The following is an 18,293-nucleotide window of genomic DNA, read 5'->3' as shown; positions in this document are numbered from 1 at the left end:
GGCGCGCATCACCGGGAACGCAGCACGTCCAGGGCCGCGTTGACACCGGAAGGGTCGATGGGCACCCCGGCCAGTTCGAGCCCCATCTGGACGCCCGCGAGGGTGCCGGCCAGGCTCAGGTCGTTGAGGTGGCCGAGGTGGCCGATACGGAAGACGCGGCCGGTGAACTTGCCGAGGCCGGCTCCGAGGGACATGTCGAACCGCTCCAAGATGATCTTGCGTACTTCGTCGGCGTCGTGCCCTTCCGGCATCAGCACCGCGGTGAGCGAGCCCGAATGCTCCCGTTCGTCGGCGCAGAGCACCTCCAGGCCCCACGCCCGCACGGCCGCGCGGGTCGCCCTGGCATGGCGGGCATGGCGGTGGAAGACCTGCGCAAGCCCCTCTGCCAGGAGCATCTGCAGCGCCGTGTCGAGTCCGTACAGCAGGTTCGTAGCCGGTGTGTACGGGAAGAATCCGCGCTCGTTCGCCTCGATGACGGGTTTCCAGTCCCAGAAGGACTTCGGGCGCGAGGTGGCCCTTGACGCTTCGAGTGCCTTGGCGCTGACGGCGTTGAAGCCCAGTCCCGGCGGAAGCATCAGACCCTTCTGGGATCCGGCCACCGTCACATCGACGCCCCACTCGTCATGGCGGTAGTCGATCGAGCCGAGCGAGGAGACGGTGTCGACCAGCAGCAGCGCCGGGTGACCCGCCGCGTCGATCGCCCGCCGGATGTCGGCGATGCGGCTGGTGACGCCGGTCGACGTCTCGTTGTGCACGACGCAGACGGCCTTGACGGTGTGGGAGGTATCAGCGGCGAGCCTGTCCTGGACGGACCCCGGGTCGGCCCCGTGCCGCCAGTCGCCGGGCACGAAGTCGACAGTGAGGCCGAGCGATCGGGCCATGTCCTGCCACAGGGTGGCGAAGTGGCCGGTCTCGAAGCACAGCACGCGGTCCCCCGGGTCCAGGGTGTTCACCAGAGCCGCTTCCCAGGCGCCCGTGCCTGACGCGGGATAGATCACCACGGGTCCCGTGGTCGCGAATACGGTCTTGACCGCTTCCAGCACGCGGAGCGTGAGGGCCGAGAACTCAGGTCCGCGGTGGTCGATCGTCGGCGCCGACATCGCGCGAAGTACACGGTCGGGGACGTTGGTCGGGCCGGGGATCTGTAAGAAGTGACGGCCGGTGTGTGTGGTCATGAGGGTCGACCCCCATCCTGTTGTGCCGCATCGTGGCACGGCGTACCGTGTGGCGACACGATGGAGCTTAGGCACCGGCCGGGGGAGGGGTCAACGGATGCAGAGCGTCCTCAACGCGCTGCGCGTCCTGGAGGAGGTGGCCGCGCGTCAGCCGATCGGCGTCGGGGAGCTGGCGCGGGCGCTGGAGCTCCCGAAGAGCTCGGCGCAGCGCGCGCTGGTCACCCTCCAGGCCGCCGGGTGGATCCGGCAGGCCGGCGGGGGCAACGCCCGCTGGGTGGTCACCACCAAGGCGCTGCACGTGGGCCGACGGGCCAGTGGCGAACTGGGCCTGCGCGATGTCGCCGTACCGGTGATGGAGGAGCTGCGCCGTCGCACCGACGAGACGGTTCACCTGACGGTGCCCGATGGAGCCGACGGGGTGGTCCTGATCGAACGGCTCGAGACGTCCAAACCGGTGCGCATCTTCCTGCAGCTCGGGATGCATCTGCCGCTGCACGCCTCCGCCAACGGCAAGGCGGTGCTGGCCGCCGGCCCTGCCACCGCGGTCGAGCGGTACATCGCCGAGGGCCTGGCGCGCTTCACCGGGACGACCATCGACGATCCGGGCCTGCTGCGGGCCGAGTTGATGGCCACCCAGGTCCGGGGTTTCGCGGTCAACGGCGGCGAGTGGCGTTCCGATGTCTCCGCGGTCGCGGCGGCCGTGATCGGCGAGGCCGGGCTGCCCGTGGCGAGCATCAGCGTCAACATGCCGACCAGCCGGATGACCGACGAACTCAGTGCCGAGTACGGCGCTCTCGTGCGCGGCGCCGCGCGGCAGGTCAGTGACGCGATCGGGGGCTCCGGGGCGCCGGGCGGCGCCATGAGCGGATGAACGCGGCGGAAGTCCCGCGAGCCGGCGATCTGTTGGGCGTCGGCTGCCGGACCTCTTGACGACAGGTTCCGCCACTCTCATGCTGACGACTGCTGGAATTCACCTTCCGTATCGTGAAATCCGGCGGTCGTATGCTCGCGGAGGATCGAGCGTTCTTGCCACACGGTCATCGACGACCGAGAAAGCGAGACTCATCCGTGTACCGCCAAGTCACAGACCCCCTGGGACATCCGGCTCTCACCGCCCTTGTCGCCGCCGCACCGCTCGTGGCCCTGCTCGTCCTGCTCGGCGTCCTGCGCATGAGGTCGCACCGGGCCGCACTCATCGGCCTCGCGACCGCGCTCCTGATCGCCGTCGCCGTGTACCGCATGCCACTGAGGCAGGCCGGGGGCAGCGCCCTGGAAGGAGCCGCCTTCGGACTGTTTCCCATCGCCTGGATCGTGCTCAACGCGGTATGGATCAACAAACTGCAGCGCGCCAGCGGTCACTTCGACATCATCGGACGCACCCTCACCTCCCTGTCCGGGGACAGACGAATCCAGGCCGTCCTCATCGCCTACTGTTTCGGCGCGATGATCGAATCGCTCTCCGGATTCGGCACCCCCATCGCGATCACCTCGCTCATCCTGCTCACCCTGGGGCTGAAGCCGCTCAAGGCGGCAGTCGTCGCCACATTCGCCAACACCGCCCCCGCGGCCTTCGGATCAGTGGGCAACCCCATCCAGGCGCTGGCCAAGGCGACATCGCTCCCCGAACACAGTCTCGGCATGATGGTCGGCCGCCAGTCCGCGATCATCGCCGCAATGGTCCCGCTGGTGCTGCTGCTGATACTTGACGGACGCCGCGGTCTGCGCGAAGTCTGGCCCGCCGCACTGACCGCGGGGATCGGCTTCGGCACAGGCCAGTACCTGTGCTCCAACTTCTTCGCCTACCAACTCACCGACCTCGTAGGAGCGGTTGTCTCGACCCTCGCCCTCGCCGCACTTCTGCGGTTCTGGTCACCGGACCGGCGGCGTACACCAGCCGATACCGGGGCGATTCTCGGCGGGGCCGCGCTGGAGGTGACCGTCGGCGGACCCGTACCACTTGCCACGGCATACGACGCGGGAGGTGCGGTGCCCGGCGGTACCGGCGCTCACCCCGCCGCGACAGCACAGGACACCCGCGAACCCACCGCAGGTTCGATGACCACGGACAGCGGCGGGCCGCCCGGCAGCGCCGGCGCGACGGCACCCCCGCCCAAGGCCTCCCGCTGTGACGTGCTCAAGGCATTCTCCCCGTACGTCCTGCTCACCGCGTTCTTCGGACTGGTCTCCGTCCACGGCCCGGCCCAGCGATTCGTCCGGGGCCAAGGAACCTCCTTCTCCTGGCCCGGCCTGCACGTCGCCACCGCGGCCGGGCGGCCGGTGCGAGCGGCCACTTTCGACTTCGAGTGGCTCGGCGCCGCGGGAACCGTGCTCCTGCTGACGGGGGCGCTGACCGCGCTCGTCCTGCACGTACCACCGGCGCGCGCCATACGCTGCTACGGCCAGGCGTTCCACCAGATCCGCTGGGCCATCCTCACCATCTCCTGCGTGCTGGCCCTGTCGTACGTGATGAACCTCTCCGGCATGGCCAACTCCCTGGGGGCCTGGCTCGCCGGAATCGGCAGCGCCTTCGCTCTGCTGTCCGGCTTTCTCGGCTGGTTCGGCGTCGCCCTCACCGGATCCGATACTTCCTCCAACGCCCTGTTCGGAGCCATGCAGACGGCCGCCGCGCACCGCATCGGCATCGCTCCACTGCTCATGGCCTCCAGCAACAGCACCGGCGGTGTGCAGGGCAAGGCGGTCGCCATGCAGAACCTGGCAATCGCTGCCAGCGCCGTCGGACTCCCAGGAAGAGAAGGCGACATCCTGCGCAAGGTGGTCGGCTGGAGCGTCGCGCTGCTCATCGTGTTCTGTGTCCTCGCCTGGCTCCAGACATCCGTCCTGTCCTGGATGGTGGTGTGACCCCGGCGCCACGGCCGGGATCCGTGGCGCCGGAACCTCTGACGGCGCAGGCGAAAGCCGGCACCACATGTGTGCCACCCGTGTCGGCGGTCACCACGCGCGGTGCCGGAACGCCGGTCAGTCACCCGTGACGAACGCTGAGCCGGCTTCCATCAAGCCGGCTCGCCCGACCCGTCGGACACCCCTTTCTGCCGGTTCGGTCGATCGTCGGCCTACTCGGCGTCCGCCGGGAGCTCGACGGGGTACTCCGCGCCGAAGTCGGCGGAGACGGAGACGGCCTGCCAGGCTCCGGCCTCGGCTGTCTGCTGCTGTGAGTAGTCGAGCGCCATCTGCGCCGCGTTTGCGCCCAGGAGCAGGTGGGTGGGGAGGTGGTCGCGCTTGACCACGCGTACCAGGATCCCGGCGGCGCGGTCCGGGTCGCCGGCCGTCCGGCTGCCGCGGACCCGGTCGGTGAAGGCGCCGACGGTCGCCTGGTACTCCGGCAGGACGTCCTGGATGTCCATGGAGGCGCCGGCCCAGTCGGTGGCGAAGCCGCTGGGCTCGACGACCAGGTAACGGATGCCGAACGGCGCGGTCTCGGTGGCGAGCACACGGGTGAGGCCGTCGATGGCGAACTTGGCCGCCTGGTAGGAGCCCAGGCCGGCACTGCCGCCCACCCGGCCGCCGATGGAGGAGAACTGGACGACGATGCCGCCACCCTGTGCCTTCAGCAGGGGCAGGGCCGCCTTGGAGACGTTGTACACGCCCCAGAAGTTCGTCTCGAACTGGCGGCGGAAGTCGTCCTCCGGAGCCGTCTCGACCGGGGCGACGTTCGCATAGCCGGCGTTGTTGACGATCACGTCGATGCGGCCGAAGCGGTCACGGGCGGCGTCGAGCGCGGCAGCGGCCGCGGCGGCGTCGGTCACGTCGAGCGCGACCGGGAGGACCTTGTCGCCGAACCGCTCGACCAGGTCGGTGAGCTGTTCCGGCCTGCGGGCAGTGGCGACGACCTGGTCGCCCTCCTCCAGGGCGGCGACCGCGAGGGAGCGGCCGAAGCCGCGGGAGGAACCGGTGATGAACCACGTCTGGGTTGCCATACAGATAGCGAAACACGGTTGCGGTAATAGCGCAACATGGTTGCGTTAGCATGCGTGTATGGCCAGCCGCAGTCAGTCCACAAGAGCCCGGAGCCCCGAGGCCAAGCGCGCCCGCGAGGCCACGATCCTCGCCGCGGCGGCCCGTCTGGCCACGGTGAGCGGCATCCGATCGGTGACCTTGACCGATATCGCCACGGAGGTCGGCATGCACAAGTCGGCGATGCTCCGCTATTTCGAGACCCGGGAAGAGATCTTCCTCCGCCTGGCTGCCGCCGGGTGGGTGGAGTGGTCGCAGGCGGTGCGCGGGCAGCTCGCCGACGCGGCGCCCGGCACGGACGACGAGAACTCCGCGGACGCCGTGAACGGCGTGGACCGGGAGCCTCGCCTGCAGGCGGTCGCCGGCCTGCTGGCCGAGTCGCTGGTGGCGCGGCCCCTGTTCTGCGACCTGCTCGCCCACACGCCGATGAACCTGGAGCGCAACGTCTCGCTGGAGAGCGTCCGGTCCTTCAAGCTGACCGCCATCGCCGAGGTCGCGGCCGTGGGCGAGGCGCTGCGCCGGGTTGCCGCGCTGAGCCCGGCGCAGGCCGGCGACGTCGTCGCCACGGCCACGGCGATGGCCGGAGCGCTGTGGCAGATGGCCGCCCCGGGAACCGAGCTGCGCCGCCTTTACGAGTCGGACCCGGGTCTCGCCCATGCCGTCGTCGATGTCGCCCCCCGGCTGACCGACATCCTGAGCGCACTGCTCCGGGGCTACAGCGCCGGCGGTGAAGCCGAGTAGTTCACCTCGCAGCCGAGGTCGAGGGCGGTGAGCATCTGCCGCGAAGACGAGGAAAGGTTGGTACTCGCCTGACGGGGCCGCGACCCACCGGGCAGGCCCTGCATCCGCGCGGATGCGGGTTCGGAGTGCGGACAACCGTTGTCACATGCCGCAGCTGTCGGCGCCTTGCTCCAGCCGGTAGAGGTGGAAGTCCATGTTGGCGCCGTGAGGCAGCACAGGCCGCGGTGTGATGCTGCGCAGGTGTCGGGCGCCGACGAAGGATCTGGCCAGGGAGTTGTCGGCGATCTGGTCGTTGGTCTTGATCGCGACCAGGCAGGGGCGGCCGTTTCGGGAACGGCGGATGTCGTCGAGGATCCGTGGGACGGGAGGCGCGGTGCGGGTGAGGTCGAGACCGGCGGGGGTGAAGGCCGGCCCCCAAGGGGGTTCGACGAAGTAGGTGTCGCGCGGGCCGCGGGGAAGGAGTTTGCCGAGCAGATCGCCGTAGTCGCCGAGGTGGAGGCGGGTGTCGGCTTCGATGCGCTCAAGGTTGTGCCGGGTGGCGTCGTGGACGCCCGGATCGAGTTCGGCGGCGTGCACGACGGTGCCGAGGCGGATGCCGAGGTGGTGACTGAAGTTCCCCGAACCGCAGAAGAGGTCCACGATCAGCGGCTCTTCGCCCTCGTCGGGGATGGTGGCGTGCACGTCGGCCAGGGCGTCGGCGACGGCGGAGGCATAGTCGTCGACGCAGCACTCGATCGCGGTGCGCCCCAGCAGCTGGATGCCGGCCGACTCCATTCGAGGGGCGGGGATCCCGAACAGCGAAAGCCCTTCGGCGCGGCCGTAGATGAGGCGCCCGGCCTCGCACAGCTGCTCGCCGGTCAGGACGGTGGTGCGCAGTTCGCCCAGGAGCCGGTCACGGAAGGCGAAGTAGGCGGCGTGGCTGTCGGGGATGGTGGTGGTCATGCGAGAGGTCAGCTCCTGGTAAAGGCACCTGATGGCAGAGGGAAGAGATCAGCACGGATTGACCACCGTGCGCGACGGATCGATTCCGCAGTGTAGTGTCTCGCCGGGTGCGGTGGTCACACCCGTCAGGAACAGGAGCTCTCGTACGATGACCTTGGAAGCAACAGCTCTTCCCGCTACGGTCCCGCAGCCGGGTTCGGGGCAGTGCGCGGCCCGCCCCTTCGATGTCCTGGGCAAGACCTATGAAGACACCTACGCCCACCTGCCCGAGCAACTCGCGGCGATCGACTGGCTGTTGGCCCGGCTGCCCGCGAGGGCGAAGATGATGGACATCGGCTCCGGTACCGGCCGACCGACCGCCGATCTGATCGCCGCACAAGGGCACCAGGTCACGGGGTACGACGTGTCGCAGACCATGGTCGACCTCGCCCGCACACAGGTCCCCGGGGCCCGGTTCGAGCTAGCCGATGTCCGGGAGCTGCCCGAGACGCCCGGCCAATGGGACGCGATCACCGCGTTCTTCCCGCTGCTGCAGATGCCGCGCGCCGACCTGGACGCCACTCTCGCCCGCATCGCCGACTGGCTCGCCCCCGGTGGCCTGTTCGTCCTCGCGACGGTGCCTTTCGACGCGGAGGACGAGGAGATCCAGTGGATGGGCCAGACTGTCCGCTGCACCAGCTACCCGTCCGAGACGTTCGGGCGGCTGCTGCGCACGGCCGGCCTGGACATCGCCCACGAACAACTCAGCGTATTCCACCCCGACTTCCCCGGCATGGGTCCCGAAGAGCACCTGTTCGTGTACGCCACCAAGCCCGGAGGCCCCGCCGCCCCGGCCCACACGCTGGCCGGCCCCTACCCGCTGCCCGCGTCCTACCGTGGACCGCACGAGCTGAGCGAGCAGGGCTGGCTGGGCATGGAGGCCCGCTTCGAACGCCAGGACATCAAGCTGGTCGTGGACGCACTCGCGGCCAACACCCGGGTGCTGGACGTCGGGGGCGGCACCGGCGCGGTCGTCCGCGAGATCGCCGCCCGCCTGGGGTCGGTGACCACCGTCGAGCCGCACGCGGCACGCGAGGAGAGCATGCGGCCACTGGCCGCACACGGAGTGACCGTGCTGTCGGGCCGTTCCGAACAACTCCCCCTGCCCGATGCACAGTTCGACGCCGCCGTGGCGACCTGGGTACTGCACTACACCGATGACCCCGAGGCGTCGGTCGCGGAGATGGCCCGGACCGTCGACCGCGCGCACCCCGAAGCGAAGATCGTTCTGGTCCAGGGCGCCCCCGACAACGAGCTGATCGAGCTGTGGAACCGCACTTGCGCGCCCCTGATCGGCGAGCCCCGTGACCACCAGGGTTACCTGCTCACCCTCGCTGCCCGCGTCCTGGCCGAGCACGGCTTCGACGACATCAGCTTCACCCGCGCCCGCGTGGACGTGGTCTTCCCCGAAGAGGGCCCCGAGAACAAGGCCAACGCCGCGGCGGAGGTGCTGGCCGACTTCTGGAACACCGGACACCCCCGCCTGGGACAACTGCGCGAGGCCCTGCTGCCCGCCCTGCGCGAGCACTTCGCCGGTGGCACCGACCGGTTCAACGACGACGCCGTGATGCTCACCGCCCGCCCCCGCACCGCCCGTTAGGACTCGTACGCATGACCTCCACGCCTGTCGTACCCGCCGCCCTCCTCACCTCGGCGGAGGTCGCCGCCTGGTACGAAGCCTCCGACGAGTTGTGCAAGATGATCAGCGGCGACAGCTTCCACTACGGCCTGTGGCAGCCCGGCGACCTCGACGAGCCGCTGCCTGCGCGGCAGCTCGCCACCCGGGCCCAGAACCGGATGACCGACTTCTTCTGCGACCTGCTCGCGATCGAGCCGGGCGAGCATCTGCTGGACGTGGGCTGCGGCCACGGCAGCCCCGCCCTCCACGCCGCCCACGAGCGCCGCATCCAGGTCACCGGCTGCAGCATCAGCCAAGCCCAGCTCACCGAGGCTGCCCGCCGCGCCACCGCGGCAGGGATGGCCGACCGCGTCCGCTTCGGCCTCGGCGACGCCATGGATCTGCCCCACGAGACCGGCAGCTTCGACGCCGTGTGGGCACTCGACAGCTTCCCCCACCTCAACGACCCGGTGAAGGGGCTTCGCGAACTCGCCCGGACAGCCCGGCCCGGCGCGTCGATGCTCGTCACCTTCTACACCCAGCGCGTGCCCGCCACCGACGCCGAGCTGACGATGTGTCGGGACGCCTTCGCCTTCTGCCCCCTGCCCACCCACGACCAGGTTCTCGGCCAGATCCGCGCCGCCGGGCTCACCCTCGAACAGACCCACGACCTGAGCGAGCACATCGCCCCCACCTGCCAGGCATACGGGCGGATCTACCAGGACAACCGCGCCCTGATCGCGGAGAAGTTCGGCACCCCCTACGCCGACACCATGGACACCGCCCTCGCCGACACACTCACGTTCCTCACCGACAAGACGGGCTACCTGGCCTGCCTGCTGCGCCACCCCGCCCACAGCTGACCCACCGCCCCGCCCGCTCATTGAGGAATCCGTGACCACCACCACGACCACGCACAGCGGATGCCCGGCCCACACCCCTGGCGCCATCGCCCGACACGCAGCCGACGACCTCCACGCCGCCTACGCGCACCTGCGCCGCGAGCACCCCGTCTACCACGACCCCGACCTCGATCTTTGGGTCGTATCCCGCCACCGCGACATCGACGAAGTCCTGCGCGACCGGCACCGCGCCTTCACCCCTGCCCACAGCTACGACCCCATTCAGCCCACCGACCCCGAAGCCGCCCGCATCTACACCGCCGTCCACGACGTCCCCGTCGCCGCCTCCACCGACCCCCCGACCCACACCCGCTACCGCGACGCACTCACCGCGGTATGGCCCACCAGCGCGAACCAGCTCGCCCCCTGGCACTCCCACATCGAAAAGCGCGCCCTGCAAGCCGCGCAAGCCCTCGCCGCCCGCCCCGACCACACCGGCGAACTCACCGCCCACTACGCACGCCCACTGACCGCACGCATCATGAGCGACCTCATCGGCATCGCCCCCGAGGACGAACAGTGCGTCATCGCCGGCTCGTCCGGCATGGCCGACCTCCTGTGGTCCTTCCAGCCCCTCGCCGATCAACAGCGCTGCGCCCAAGCGGTCGTGGACCTGTGGAACCTGTGCACCGGCCTCGTCGCCCAGCGGCGCAGCCGACCGCAAGACGACCTCACCACCACGTGGATCTCCTACCGCGACGACGCCGGTGCCCCCCTGACCGACGCCGAGATCGCCTCCACCCTCATGGAGGTCCTCACCACCAACGCCGAAACCCTCGCCCTGCTCACCACCACCGCCCTCCAGCACCTCCTCACCGGCGACGGCTACGGCCACCTCACCCAGCACCCCGAACAGGCCCCGGCAGCCGTCGAGGAAACCCTGCGCCTGGACCCGCCCCTGATCGGCTGGCTCCGCACCACCACCCGACCCGTCGCCCTCTCCGGCACCGACCTCCCCCAAGGCGCCCGCATCCTCCTCCTCATGCACTCCGCCGCCCACGACGAAGCCCACAGCGTCCACGCCACCCACACCTTCGACCACCGTCGCGAGGACACACCCCCTACGCTCAACTTCGGCGCCGGCATCCACTACTGCCCCGGTGCCCAGTACACCCGCCTCGTCGCTCACCACGCCCTCGCAGTCCTCACCCGAACCCTGCCCGGCCTCACCCTCACTTGCCGGACCCCGGCACCCCGCCCCGCCAACCTCATCCTGCGCCGACCCACTCAGCTCCACGTCACCTGGTAACGCCCGGGCACTATCCGGCCACCGCGCCGGGCTGGGACGCGTTCGTGGTCGCGCATGCAGCCGCGCCGTTGGTGGAGCCGGTAGCGGCAACACCGGGCGCCTGCCCCGCTACGAGGCGGGCGCCCTGGACGGGGCACTCTTGTGAGTTCGGTCAGGCCCCGGTTTCATTGGGGTTTCATCGACCGCTGCCACTGTCGTCAGGTGACCTTGGCCGATCACAGCTTCAAGCCGGTACCGCCCCGAACGTCGGCACGGTCGAGGACCCGCTGGACAACGCGCTCATGGAGAGCCCTAATCCTGATGGAGAGGTCGTTCAGTTGCTTCCGCGTGCCGAGTCAGCCCCGATGACCGTAGCCTGGATCACCGCAAGCTTTCCACCTGAGGTCAGCGGCATCTCGCTGGGAAATGTGGCGCGAGCCCAGTGGTTCGCCGCGCAGCAGGACGTACGTTTATGCCTGCTGGTCCCCGAACCCACCGACGGCAGCTCCCTGGCCGTGGCGGGCACGCCCGGTCTGGAGCTGTTCCCCTACGCCGCCAAGCCGTGGCTGCCCTATCCGATGCTGCGCGTCCCGCGTCGAGCCGCACTCGCGCAGATCGACAGCGCGCTGGAAAAGATCGCGCCGGACCTGGTCGTTGTCATCGACCCTGAACGATCCTTCGTATTCGGCTCGTGGGGGATACCGGGGCACGCCTACGCACGGCGGCACGGCGTGCCTTACGTGGCCCAGTACCAAGGTGACCACTTCAACTTCGCCCGCAGCTATCCGGTCTGGCGGCACCTGGCGACCTCGATGTTCCCGCCCATCATGCGTTACGTGTACCGGCACTTCGACACCGCCATCTGCGCGACCCCCTACGCTGAAGAAACCTTGGGCGGCCTCAGCGACGTGCGGATCGAGCAAGTTCCCTTCGACAGCGTCGACATCGACTCTTTCGGCGCCGACCGTGCCGACCCTGCCGTCCTTTACAAGCTGGCGCCTCGTTACGACGGCCGCGGCAAACGCGTGCTCTACCTGGGCCGACTTGCCCGTGAAAAGCGCCTGGACCTTGTCATCGGGGCCTTTCTCAGGCTGAGCGCCATGCCCGGCAACGAAGACCTCTCGCTCTTCATCGCCGGCGACGGCCCGTCCGACATCACCGCCCAGATCACACAACTGGCCGCGGCCTCACCCCGGATCCACCTCCTCGGCTTCGTCCGTGGCGCCGACCGCAGCGCCCTCTACGCCTCCTGCGATGCGTTCTGCACAGCCTGCCCCTACGAGACCTTCGGCTGCACCGTCGTCGAAGCGATGGCCTCCGGAATCCCTGTGGTCAACCCCTCCAGCGGAGGCATCACCAGCGTCCTCTCCAACGGCCACAACGCCTACCTCTTCCAACCCGACAACCCCGACGCACTACTCAGCGCCCTCCGCGCAGCTCTCGACGACAACGGTCACGTCACCGGCCAAGCACGCATCGACGCGGCCCAATTCACCACAGAAAAGTGCTGTACACATCTCCTCACCAGCTACCAACGCCTCACCGCCATGACCACCCGTCAACGCGAGAAGTGCGACTACTGCCGATGAGGAGGCAGGCCCGTCCGCGACGAGCTGTAGAAAAACGTGCCGTTGGCGGCGCGAACCAGGAAGCAGAAGGGGCGGTGCGCGCCCCCGCTGCGCTTCGCGCGCCTGCTCAGGCTCCCCGGCAGCGGCAGCGCGTCGCACGACTCAGGCTCAGGCGGTGCCGAGCGGGTTGAGGACGGTGAAGCGCCAGCCGCCGTCGGCGTATTGGCGGGCGATGTTGGCGGTGGTGCCGGTCGGGGCGATCCGTTCGCCGCCGGGGCCATCGATCTCCATGGTCCAGTCGGTGACCAGGAGAGCCGTTTCCGCGCCGACGAGCGTGTGCCGCCTGACGTTCGTCAGCCTGCCGCGGGCGGCAACGGTTCCACTGATCTCCGCACGCAGTGCCTCGGCGCCGGCGATGTGCTCGCCGGTCACCGTGCGCATGCCCGCATCCGGGGCGAACAGGGCCAGCACGCCGTCGACGTCGCCGGCGTTCAGGGCGTCCTGGAACAGGATCGGCAGCTTTGCGGGGTCGGTGACGACAGGGAACATGATGAGAGGTCCTTACTTCACGAAGGGAAGGTGGTGACGGCTTTCCGGCGCGGTGCCCGGTGTGGCGCCCGCCGTCCGGCCGTGACTCCACGATGCCCCCGCGGCCGCCCTCCGGACGAGGTAGGGTCAGGACCCGTGATGGTCGAAAGTGGACAGCGCGAAGTCATCGACATCGCCTACGACAACCCCGACCGGTTGCACACCGGCGTCGAGGTACTGACCTTCGACACGTTGAAGCTGCGCCTCAAGAGCTCGGTCGCGCGCCGACCGAGCCGCCTCGACTTCCACCAGGTCATGCTCGTGCGCGGCGGCGAGGGCACCACGATGGTCGATTTCGTCACGCACCCGTGCGCCCGTGGCACGCTGCTGCACCTGCGGCCCGGACAGGTGCAGCGCCTGCCTTCCGGTACGAACGGCCGCCCCGCGGACCTCGACGCCGTCCTGCTGCTGTTCACCGCGGACTTTCCGCCACCTCTGCCCGCGACGCACGAGGTGCTCCACGGATTCGGCCCGGCCGCATGGCGTCTGCCGCCCGACGAGTTCGACGCCTTCGACCGCACCGTGACGGAGATGGAAACGGAATACAGGACACTGCGAGACGGGCAGCCCCCCGACACAACAGCGCCCGCCGGCACCGACGCCGAACTGACCGGAGCGTTGCTGCGCCAACTCCTCGGCGCGCTGCTGATCCGCATGGCGCGCCTCACCGACCCGGCCGGACGCCCCGTCCCCGCCGCGCCCGGCACCGAGGTCCACCTCGCCTTCCGACGCGAGCTGGAACACTCCTTCACCACCACCCGCAACGTCGAGGACTACGCGGCGCGGCTCGGCTGCTCCCCCCGGACCCTGACACGCGCGTGCCTGGCCGCCACCGGCCGCAGCGCCAAGCAGCTCGCCGACGCCCGCGTCGCCCTGCAAGCGCAGCGGCTGCTCGCCCACACCGATCTGCCCGTGGCCGCGATCGGCCGCGCACTGGGCTTCACCGAAGCCACCAACTTCGGCAAGTTCTTCGCCCGCGAGACCGGCCGCCCCCCGGGCGACTTCCGCCGCGCCCAGCGGTGAGAGAGGACTCGAAGCAGCCTCTCCAGCGTCCCGTAGGGCCCCGGTACCGGGGGAGGAGTCCGGCGCCGGGGCCTCGTGAGGGGAGGTCAGATGCGGTCCGCCGCGATCAGGAGGTAATGGAAGCTGCCCTCCTTGTACGCCGTCAGGAAGGGGTCCTCGATCCCGGTCGCCACCGAGGACCGCGCCCGTAGCTCCCAGTACGGAATGGTCTGGGCGGTCAGATCGACGACGTTGATGGGGACGAGACCGTTGGCGGCGAGGGCCTTGAAGTAGGCGCTGCGGGGATGGACGTTGCAGGTGTAGTGCTCGTCGATGCGGCTGACGGCCTTGGAGCGGCCGCCGGTGACGTCGTTGTAGCAGCCGGTGATGCAGACGTACCGGCCGCCGTACTCCAGCAGGCGGGAGAACTCGCCGAAGAGCTCGGTGAGATCGACGTACATCGTGGTCTCGTTGGTCCAGATGGCCCGGCGGGAGCCGGTTGCGAGGCCGGTGTCGAGCATGTTGCGGAAGTGGAAGCGGACCCGGTCGGCCACTCCCCGTTCCTCGGCCTGGGAGTTGGCGAAGCCGACCTGGTGCTCGGAGATCGTCACGCCGTCCACCGCGCAGCCGAAGCGCTGGTGTGCCATGAAGCTGGTGCCGCCGCGGCCGGACCCGGCGTCGAGGAGCCGGTCCTGGGCCGTGATGCCGTCGAGGTGGTCGAGAAGGACCTCGGCCTGGGCGGTCTCCAGCCGGTGGAGTTCCTCGATGACCCGCCGGTCCCGGGTGTTCTCGGGGCCTTCGAGCACGGACGGGTCGTAGTCCCCGATGCCGTAGTGGTGGTGGTAGAGGCCGTCGACCTCGCCGAGGCGGAGGTTGACGGGGGCCCGCTCACTGTCCCAGTACGCCGCGACCGACTTCTGGTAGGAGGTGCGGAGGACCTTGGCGGTGTGTTCGATCATCGAGGCCATGGGGAACTCCTCTGTTCTGCGCGGCGATCATGCCGCGTTGTAGCGTGGGGTGGTGCTGTGCCATTCGCGGTTGCCGCCGAGCCAGGCCCAGGTGCCGGCCAGGAAGCGGCGCAGCTCGGGCGAGCCGTCGGCGGCGAGGACGGCGGCCTCGGCCTCGAAGGTGTGGACGAGCTCGTCATGGACGAGGACGCTGCGGCGTACGGCCTCTTCGAGCGCGCACTTCTCCTCGGTGGCGATCACCGTCGGGAGGTTGAACTCCAGCCCGGGGCCGGCGCTCTCGCGTGCCATGGAGTAGAGGTCGTTGACGAGTGTGGCGGCGGTGCAGGCCATGCTGAAGGCGCGGCGCACCCGGGGGGCGTAGTACTCGGCGGCGGGGACCTCGTAGCCGCCGACGGCGTCGACGAGGGTGACCATCGGCAGAAAGCTGTTGCACTGGCGGTTGACGAGGTACTCCCAGACCGGGGGCACGCGTTCGGCGGTGCGCCAGCCGGCCTCGGCGTTGAAGCCGGCGAAGAGGCCGGATATCTCGTGGGCGAGCCGCCCGAGCTGGGCGGGGGCGGCATAGCGGGCGATGTGGTCGAGGGCCGAGCGCAGGGCGGTCAGGACGGGGTCGGCGCGCATGGCGCGTTCCAGTTCCGGGGCGTAGCGGAGCGGGAGGTGGGCGGGGTCCACGGCGGCGTTGGCGACGCACAGCCGGGGGCCGAGCGCCCGCGGATCGGCTCCCGCGGATTCGTCGTCGCAGTAGTGGTCGTCGGCCGCCCATTCCGCGAGCCCGCACTTGGCGGCGGCCAGCAGCCGGTCGGGATCGTCGGTGTCGGGGTGGGTGAGCATCAGCAGGCGTCCGAAGTCGGTGGCTCGCAACTCATCCGAGCGGCCCTGGTAGATGCCCACGCCGGCGGCCCAGGAGACCAGGCGGTCGTTCACCTCCTTCGCGAGGGCGGGGTCGTCTCGGACGGCGGGTGGGCAGTACAGCGGGGGTACCGGCCCGCTCGATGCCGGTCGTACGGGCTGTGTCCGGGGCGGCTCGGCCGCCGGTGCTATTCGGGCGGCGGCCGTCCCCAGCCCGGTGGGACCGGTGGGGAAGCGGGCCGGCACCCGGCGCGGTGAGGACGGCAGGGTGGGGCTGGCGTTCCCCTGGTGGGCCAGCAGCGCGGTCACCAGGCCGGCAAGCTCGTGGGTGGCCGCAGTGGAGAAGGCGCGGGACAGCAGTGACAACCGGGTCTCCTTACGTTCTCGCTCGCCGGAACCGTGAGGCGGCGGACGGTTCAGTCGCGGTGACGGGAGACCTCGACGTTCTCGAGCAGGCCGATGGCATCGGGGACCAGGACGGCTGCCGAGTAGTAGGTGCTGACGAGGTAGGAGATGACGGCCTGGTCGTTGATGCCCATGAACCGTACGTTGAGACCGGGTTCGTACTCGTCGGGGAGCCCGGTCTTGCGGAGGCCGATGACGCCCTGGTCCTCCTCGCCGGTGCGCAGGGCGAGGATGGAGGAGATGTTGTGGCCTCCGCCGTTGATGGGGATCTTGCCGCAGGGGAAGATCGGCACGCCCCGCCAGGCGGGCAGCAGGTGTCCGTTGACCTCGACACCGTCGGGGTAGATCCCGCGCTTGTTGCACTCGCGGCCGAACGCGGCGATGGCGCGTGGGTGGGCGAGCATCATCCGGGTGCTGCGGCGCATGCACAGCAGATCGTCGAGGTCGTCAGGGGTGGGCGGGCCGGAGCGGGTGGAGATGCGCTGGTCGTAGTCGGCGTTGTGGAGCAGCCCGAACTCGCGGTTGTTGACGAGCTCGTGCTCCTGGCGCTCGCGGAGCGCCTCGATGGTGAGCCGCAGCTGTTGTTCGACCTGGTCCATCGGGTCGTTGTAGAGGTCGGCGACCCTGCTGTGAACGCGGAGCACGGTCTGCGCGACGCTCAGCTCGAACTCGCGGGGCGTGAGGTCGTAGTTGACGAAGGTGCCGGGGAGTTCGGGCTCGCCCACGTGGCCCGAGGCCAGCTCGACGTCGGCCTCGCCCTTCTTGTTGACCGACTGCTGGTGGGTGGTGAGGTAGCTGTCGATGTGGCCGCGCAGCGCCTCGGAGCGGTAGAGGAGTTGCCGGAAGGCCGCCCAGGGCAGGGCAAGGACAGTGCCGTTGGTGGTGGCCTTGACCGTGTGTCCCCAGACCGGCTCGTCCTGCCGGAGGGCCTCTTCGCCGAGGTGGTCACCGTCGGCGACGGTACCGAGCACCGTGGGTTCGCCGTACTTGCCGGAACCGATCCTGCTGAGTTTGCCGTGGGCGACGAGGAAGACCTCTTCGATCGGCTGCCCGGCCTCGACGAGTACGTCGCCCTGTTCGAAGTCCCGCTGGGTGAAACGCGAGGCCAGTTCCGTCAGGAGGCTCTCCTCCTGGAAGCCGCGCAGTGGAGGCACTTCGGTGAGCGTGGACGCCACGACGCGGACTTCTGCGCCGGTCTTGACGAAACTCACCCGTCCTCGCCCCACGGTGTAGGTCAGCCGCCGGTTGACCCGGTATGTACCGGCGGTGACTTCGTTCCAGGGCAGCATGCGGGTCACCCAGCGCGAGCTGATGCCCTGCATCTGCGGTACGGACTTGGTGGTTGTCGCCAGATTGCGGGCGGCTGCCGTGCTGAGGCTCAACTGTGCTTGCTGTTCTGCCTGTTGCTGTTCTGTTGGTGTCGTCATGGGTTTCCTTTCGCCATGAACATCTCGGCGATAAGTATGAAAACCCGATGAGGTGAGCCTCGGCTACGGCGTGCCGGAAGTGGAACACAACCCGGCAAGACAACTGCGCCTGCTGAAAACACGGTTGAGGTTGTTCGCCTGGGGGTTTGCGGCGGCGCGTGTGTCGTACCTGGGTATCCGTTGAACTTTCCGAGGAGTGGTGGAGACGAGGGATTCGAATGCGCGCTCCCGTGGAATCGTAAGCTCGATCGGTCTGTTTCCTGTCGGCGTCCGACGCGTGTTCCGGGCCGTGCGAGTGCAGCGTGGGTGACGTCTGCGTCTGCGCCTCCCGGCGCACATCGAGTTCTCGGACATTGGCCTGGCGCAGCGCAGCCCCACCCGGGAAGCTTCACTGGTTTGTTCGGCAGGTTCGAGCTCTTCTCTCCTTCAGCGCTCCTCCGTCGGCCATCCGATGGCCTGGAAGACGGCAACGGGGTTCATGTAGTCCCGCCAGTGCGTCACCTTGCGGTTCTTGACGGTGATCACGGAGACGAAGTGGTTGTCGTAGGCCCGTCCGGTGTGGACTGCCCGTCCGTGCACCGCGTACTCCAGTACGACCACGGATGTCTCGGGATCGCGGTGGACGGCCAGTTCGCCCGCGCTGTGCAGGACCATGATGTCGCCGTAGCCGCGGTACAGGTCGGCAACCGCCCGGCGTCCCTGGACCCGGTGCGGATAGCCGGGTACGGAGATCACGTATTCGACGACCACGTCCTCGGCCAGGAGGTCGAAGAAGTGCTCACCGTCGACGAGGCCCGCCAGACCCTCGCCGATGATCCGGAAGAACGGGTCCAGTGCCGCGAAGTCCTTGATGTTGTTGGTGGGCATGG

16 protein-coding genes are annotated in these 18,293 nt (G+C 69.4%); 8 read left to right on the top strand and 8 right to left on the bottom strand.

Features of this window, described 5'->3' with window-relative positions; translation table 11 throughout:
* Positions 1-8: 8 nt before the first annotated feature.
* Positions 9-1,175, bottom strand: a complete 1,167-nt coding sequence (locus DXZ73_RS03470; RefSeq protein ID WP_116209558.1) for a pyridoxal-phosphate-dependent aminotransferase family protein — start codon at positions 1,173-1,175, stop codon at positions 9-11.
* Positions 1,176-1,272: 97 nt separating this feature from the next.
* Here DXZ73_RS03470 and DXZ73_RS03465 point away from each other — a divergent pair, with 97 nt between their 5' ends.
* The gene (locus tag DXZ73_RS03465) at positions 1,273-2,046 is read left to right on the top strand and encodes an IclR family transcriptional regulator (RefSeq protein ID WP_116209557.1); all 774 of its coding nucleotides are present in this window, start codon (positions 1,273-1,275) and stop codon (positions 2,044-2,046) included.
* Between the two features lie 197 nt (positions 2,047-2,243).
* Positions 2,244-4,034, top strand: a complete 1,791-nt coding sequence (locus DXZ73_RS03460) for an L-lactate permease (RefSeq protein ID WP_116209556.1) — start codon at positions 2,244-2,246, stop codon at positions 4,032-4,034.
* 212 nt (positions 4,035-4,246) lie between these two features.
* Here DXZ73_RS03460 and DXZ73_RS03455 read toward each other — a convergent pair whose 3' ends face one another.
* The gene (locus DXZ73_RS03455; RefSeq protein WP_116209555.1) at positions 4,247-5,110 is read right to left on the bottom strand and encodes an SDR family NAD(P)-dependent oxidoreductase; all 864 of its coding nucleotides are present in this window, start codon (positions 5,108-5,110) and stop codon (positions 4,247-4,249) included.
* Between the two features lie 58 nt (positions 5,111-5,168).
* Between DXZ73_RS03455 and DXZ73_RS03450 the strand changes: the two genes are divergently transcribed.
* Positions 5,169-5,888 (top strand): TetR/AcrR family transcriptional regulator, encoded by a 720-nt coding sequence (locus tag DXZ73_RS03450; protein ID WP_116209554.1) that lies wholly within the window; start codon positions 5,169-5,171, stop codon positions 5,886-5,888.
* A gap of 141 nt (positions 5,889-6,029) precedes the next feature.
* On the opposite strand, the gene DXZ73_RS03445 is transcribed toward DXZ73_RS03450, so the two are convergent.
* A complete protein-coding gene (locus tag DXZ73_RS03445; protein ID WP_116209553.1) occupies positions 6,030-6,830 on the bottom strand; it encodes a hypothetical protein in 801 nt (266 codons plus the stop codon).
* A gap of 148 nt (positions 6,831-6,978) precedes the next feature.
* Here DXZ73_RS03445 and DXZ73_RS40250 point away from each other — a divergent pair, with 148 nt between their 5' ends.
* From DXZ73_RS40250 to DXZ73_RS03425, 4 genes are all read left to right on the top strand, one after another.
* Entirely contained in the window at positions 6,979-8,469 is a 1,491-nt protein-coding gene (locus DXZ73_RS40250) for a methyltransferase domain-containing protein (protein ID WP_116209552.1), read from the top strand.
* An 11-nt stretch (positions 8,470-8,480) separates the two neighbouring features.
* Complete coding sequence (locus tag DXZ73_RS03435) at positions 8,481-9,350, top strand: SAM-dependent methyltransferase (protein ID WP_116209551.1); 870 nt, start codon at positions 8,481-8,483, stop codon at positions 9,348-9,350.
* Positions 9,351-9,381: 31 nt separating this feature from the next.
* On the top strand, positions 9,382-10,638 hold the full coding sequence (locus DXZ73_RS03430) for a cytochrome P450 (RefSeq protein WP_116209550.1): 1,257 nt from the start codon (positions 9,382-9,384) through the stop codon (positions 10,636-10,638).
* Between the two features lie 344 nt (positions 10,639-10,982).
* Positions 10,983-12,206: a glycosyltransferase gene (locus DXZ73_RS03425; RefSeq protein WP_162890003.1), complete on the top strand. Its 1,224-nt coding sequence runs from the start codon at positions 10,983-10,985 to the stop codon at positions 12,204-12,206.
* Between the two features lie 147 nt (positions 12,207-12,353).
* Here the strand turns inward: DXZ73_RS03425 and DXZ73_RS03420 are convergent, their stop codons facing one another.
* Positions 12,354-12,734: a YybH family protein gene (locus tag DXZ73_RS03420; RefSeq protein ID WP_116209548.1), complete on the bottom strand. Its 381-nt coding sequence runs from the start codon at positions 12,732-12,734 to the stop codon at positions 12,354-12,356.
* A 138-nt stretch (positions 12,735-12,872) separates the two neighbouring features.
* On the opposite strand from DXZ73_RS03420, the gene DXZ73_RS03415 reads away from it, so the two are divergent.
* On the top strand, positions 12,873-13,796 hold the full coding sequence (locus DXZ73_RS03415) for a helix-turn-helix domain-containing protein (RefSeq protein WP_116209547.1): 924 nt from the start codon (positions 12,873-12,875) through the stop codon (positions 13,794-13,796).
* An 86-nt stretch (positions 13,797-13,882) separates the two neighbouring features.
* Here the strand turns inward: DXZ73_RS03415 and DXZ73_RS03410 are convergent, their stop codons facing one another.
* From DXZ73_RS03410 to DXZ73_RS03395, 4 genes are all read right to left on the bottom strand, one after another.
* Entirely contained in the window at positions 13,883-14,743 is an 861-nt protein-coding gene (locus DXZ73_RS03410; protein WP_116209546.1) for a geranyl diphosphate 2-C-methyltransferase, read from the bottom strand.
* Positions 14,744-14,770: 27 nt separating this feature from the next.
* Positions 14,771-15,958, bottom strand: a complete 1,188-nt coding sequence (locus DXZ73_RS03405) for a family 2 encapsulin nanocompartment cargo protein terpene cyclase (protein ID WP_116209545.1) — start codon at positions 15,956-15,958, stop codon at positions 14,771-14,773.
* A 50-nt stretch (positions 15,959-16,008) separates the two neighbouring features.
* Complete coding sequence (locus tag DXZ73_RS03400) at positions 16,009-17,424, bottom strand: family 2B encapsulin nanocompartment shell protein (RefSeq protein WP_116209544.1); 1,416 nt, start codon at positions 17,422-17,424, stop codon at positions 16,009-16,011.
* A gap of 426 nt (positions 17,425-17,850) precedes the next feature.
* Entirely contained in the window at positions 17,851-18,291 is a 441-nt protein-coding gene (locus tag DXZ73_RS03395; RefSeq protein WP_116209543.1) for a nuclear transport factor 2 family protein, read from the bottom strand.
* Positions 18,292-18,293 lie beyond the last annotated feature (2 nt).

The sequence above is a fragment of the Streptoverticillium olivoreticuli subsp. olivoreticuli genome, from assembly GCF_003391135.1.
In the GTDB taxonomy this organism is placed as follows: domain Bacteria; phylum Actinomycetota; class Actinomycetes; order Streptomycetales; family Streptomycetaceae; genus Streptomyces; species Streptomyces blastmyceticus.
Note: the sequence above shows the minus strand (reverse complement) of the source record. Positions and strands in the feature narration are given on the sequence as shown.

Bases quoted from the DNA above. Each gene is read 5' to 3' on its own strand.
- DXZ73_RS03470 (WP_116209558.1), bottom strand. From the start codon at position 1,175: ATGACCACACACACCGGCCGTCACTTCTTACAGATCCCCGGCCCGACC.
- DXZ73_RS03465 (WP_116209557.1), top strand. From the start codon at position 1,273: ATGCAGAGCGTCCTCAACGCGCTGCGCGTCCTGGAGGAGGTGGCCGCG.
- DXZ73_RS03455 (WP_116209555.1), bottom strand. From the start codon at position 5,110: ATGGCAACCCAGACGTGGTTCATCACCGGTTCCTCCCGCGGCTTCGGC.
- DXZ73_RS03450 (WP_116209554.1), top strand. From the start codon at position 5,169: ATGGCCAGCCGCAGTCAGTCCACAAGAGCCCGGAGCCCCGAGGCCAAG.
- DXZ73_RS03445 (WP_116209553.1), bottom strand. From the start codon at position 6,830: ATGACCACCACCATCCCCGACAGCCACGCCGCCTACTTCGCCTTCCGT.
- DXZ73_RS40250 (WP_116209552.1), top strand. From the start codon at position 6,979: ATGACCTTGGAAGCAACAGCTCTTCCCGCTACGGTCCCGCAGCCGGGT.
- DXZ73_RS03435 (WP_116209551.1), top strand. From the start codon at position 8,481: ATGACCTCCACGCCTGTCGTACCCGCCGCCCTCCTCACCTCGGCGGAG.
- DXZ73_RS03425 (WP_162890003.1), top strand. From the start codon at position 10,983: ATGACCGTAGCCTGGATCACCGCAAGCTTTCCACCTGAGGTCAGCGGC.
- DXZ73_RS03420 (WP_116209548.1), bottom strand. From the start codon at position 12,734: ATGTTCCCTGTCGTCACCGACCCCGCAAAGCTGCCGATCCTGTTCCAG.
- DXZ73_RS03415 (WP_116209547.1), top strand. From the start codon at position 12,873: ATGGTCGAAAGTGGACAGCGCGAAGTCATCGACATCGCCTACGACAAC.
- DXZ73_RS03410 (WP_116209546.1), bottom strand. From the start codon at position 14,743: ATGGCCTCGATGATCGAACACACCGCCAAGGTCCTCCGCACCTCCTAC.
- DXZ73_RS03400 (WP_116209544.1), bottom strand. From the start codon at position 17,424: ATGACGACACCAACAGAACAGCAACAGGCAGAACAGCAAGCACAGTTG.
- DXZ73_RS03395 (WP_116209543.1), bottom strand. From the start codon at position 18,291: ATGCCCACCAACAACATCAAGGACTTCGCGGCACTGGACCCGTTCTTC.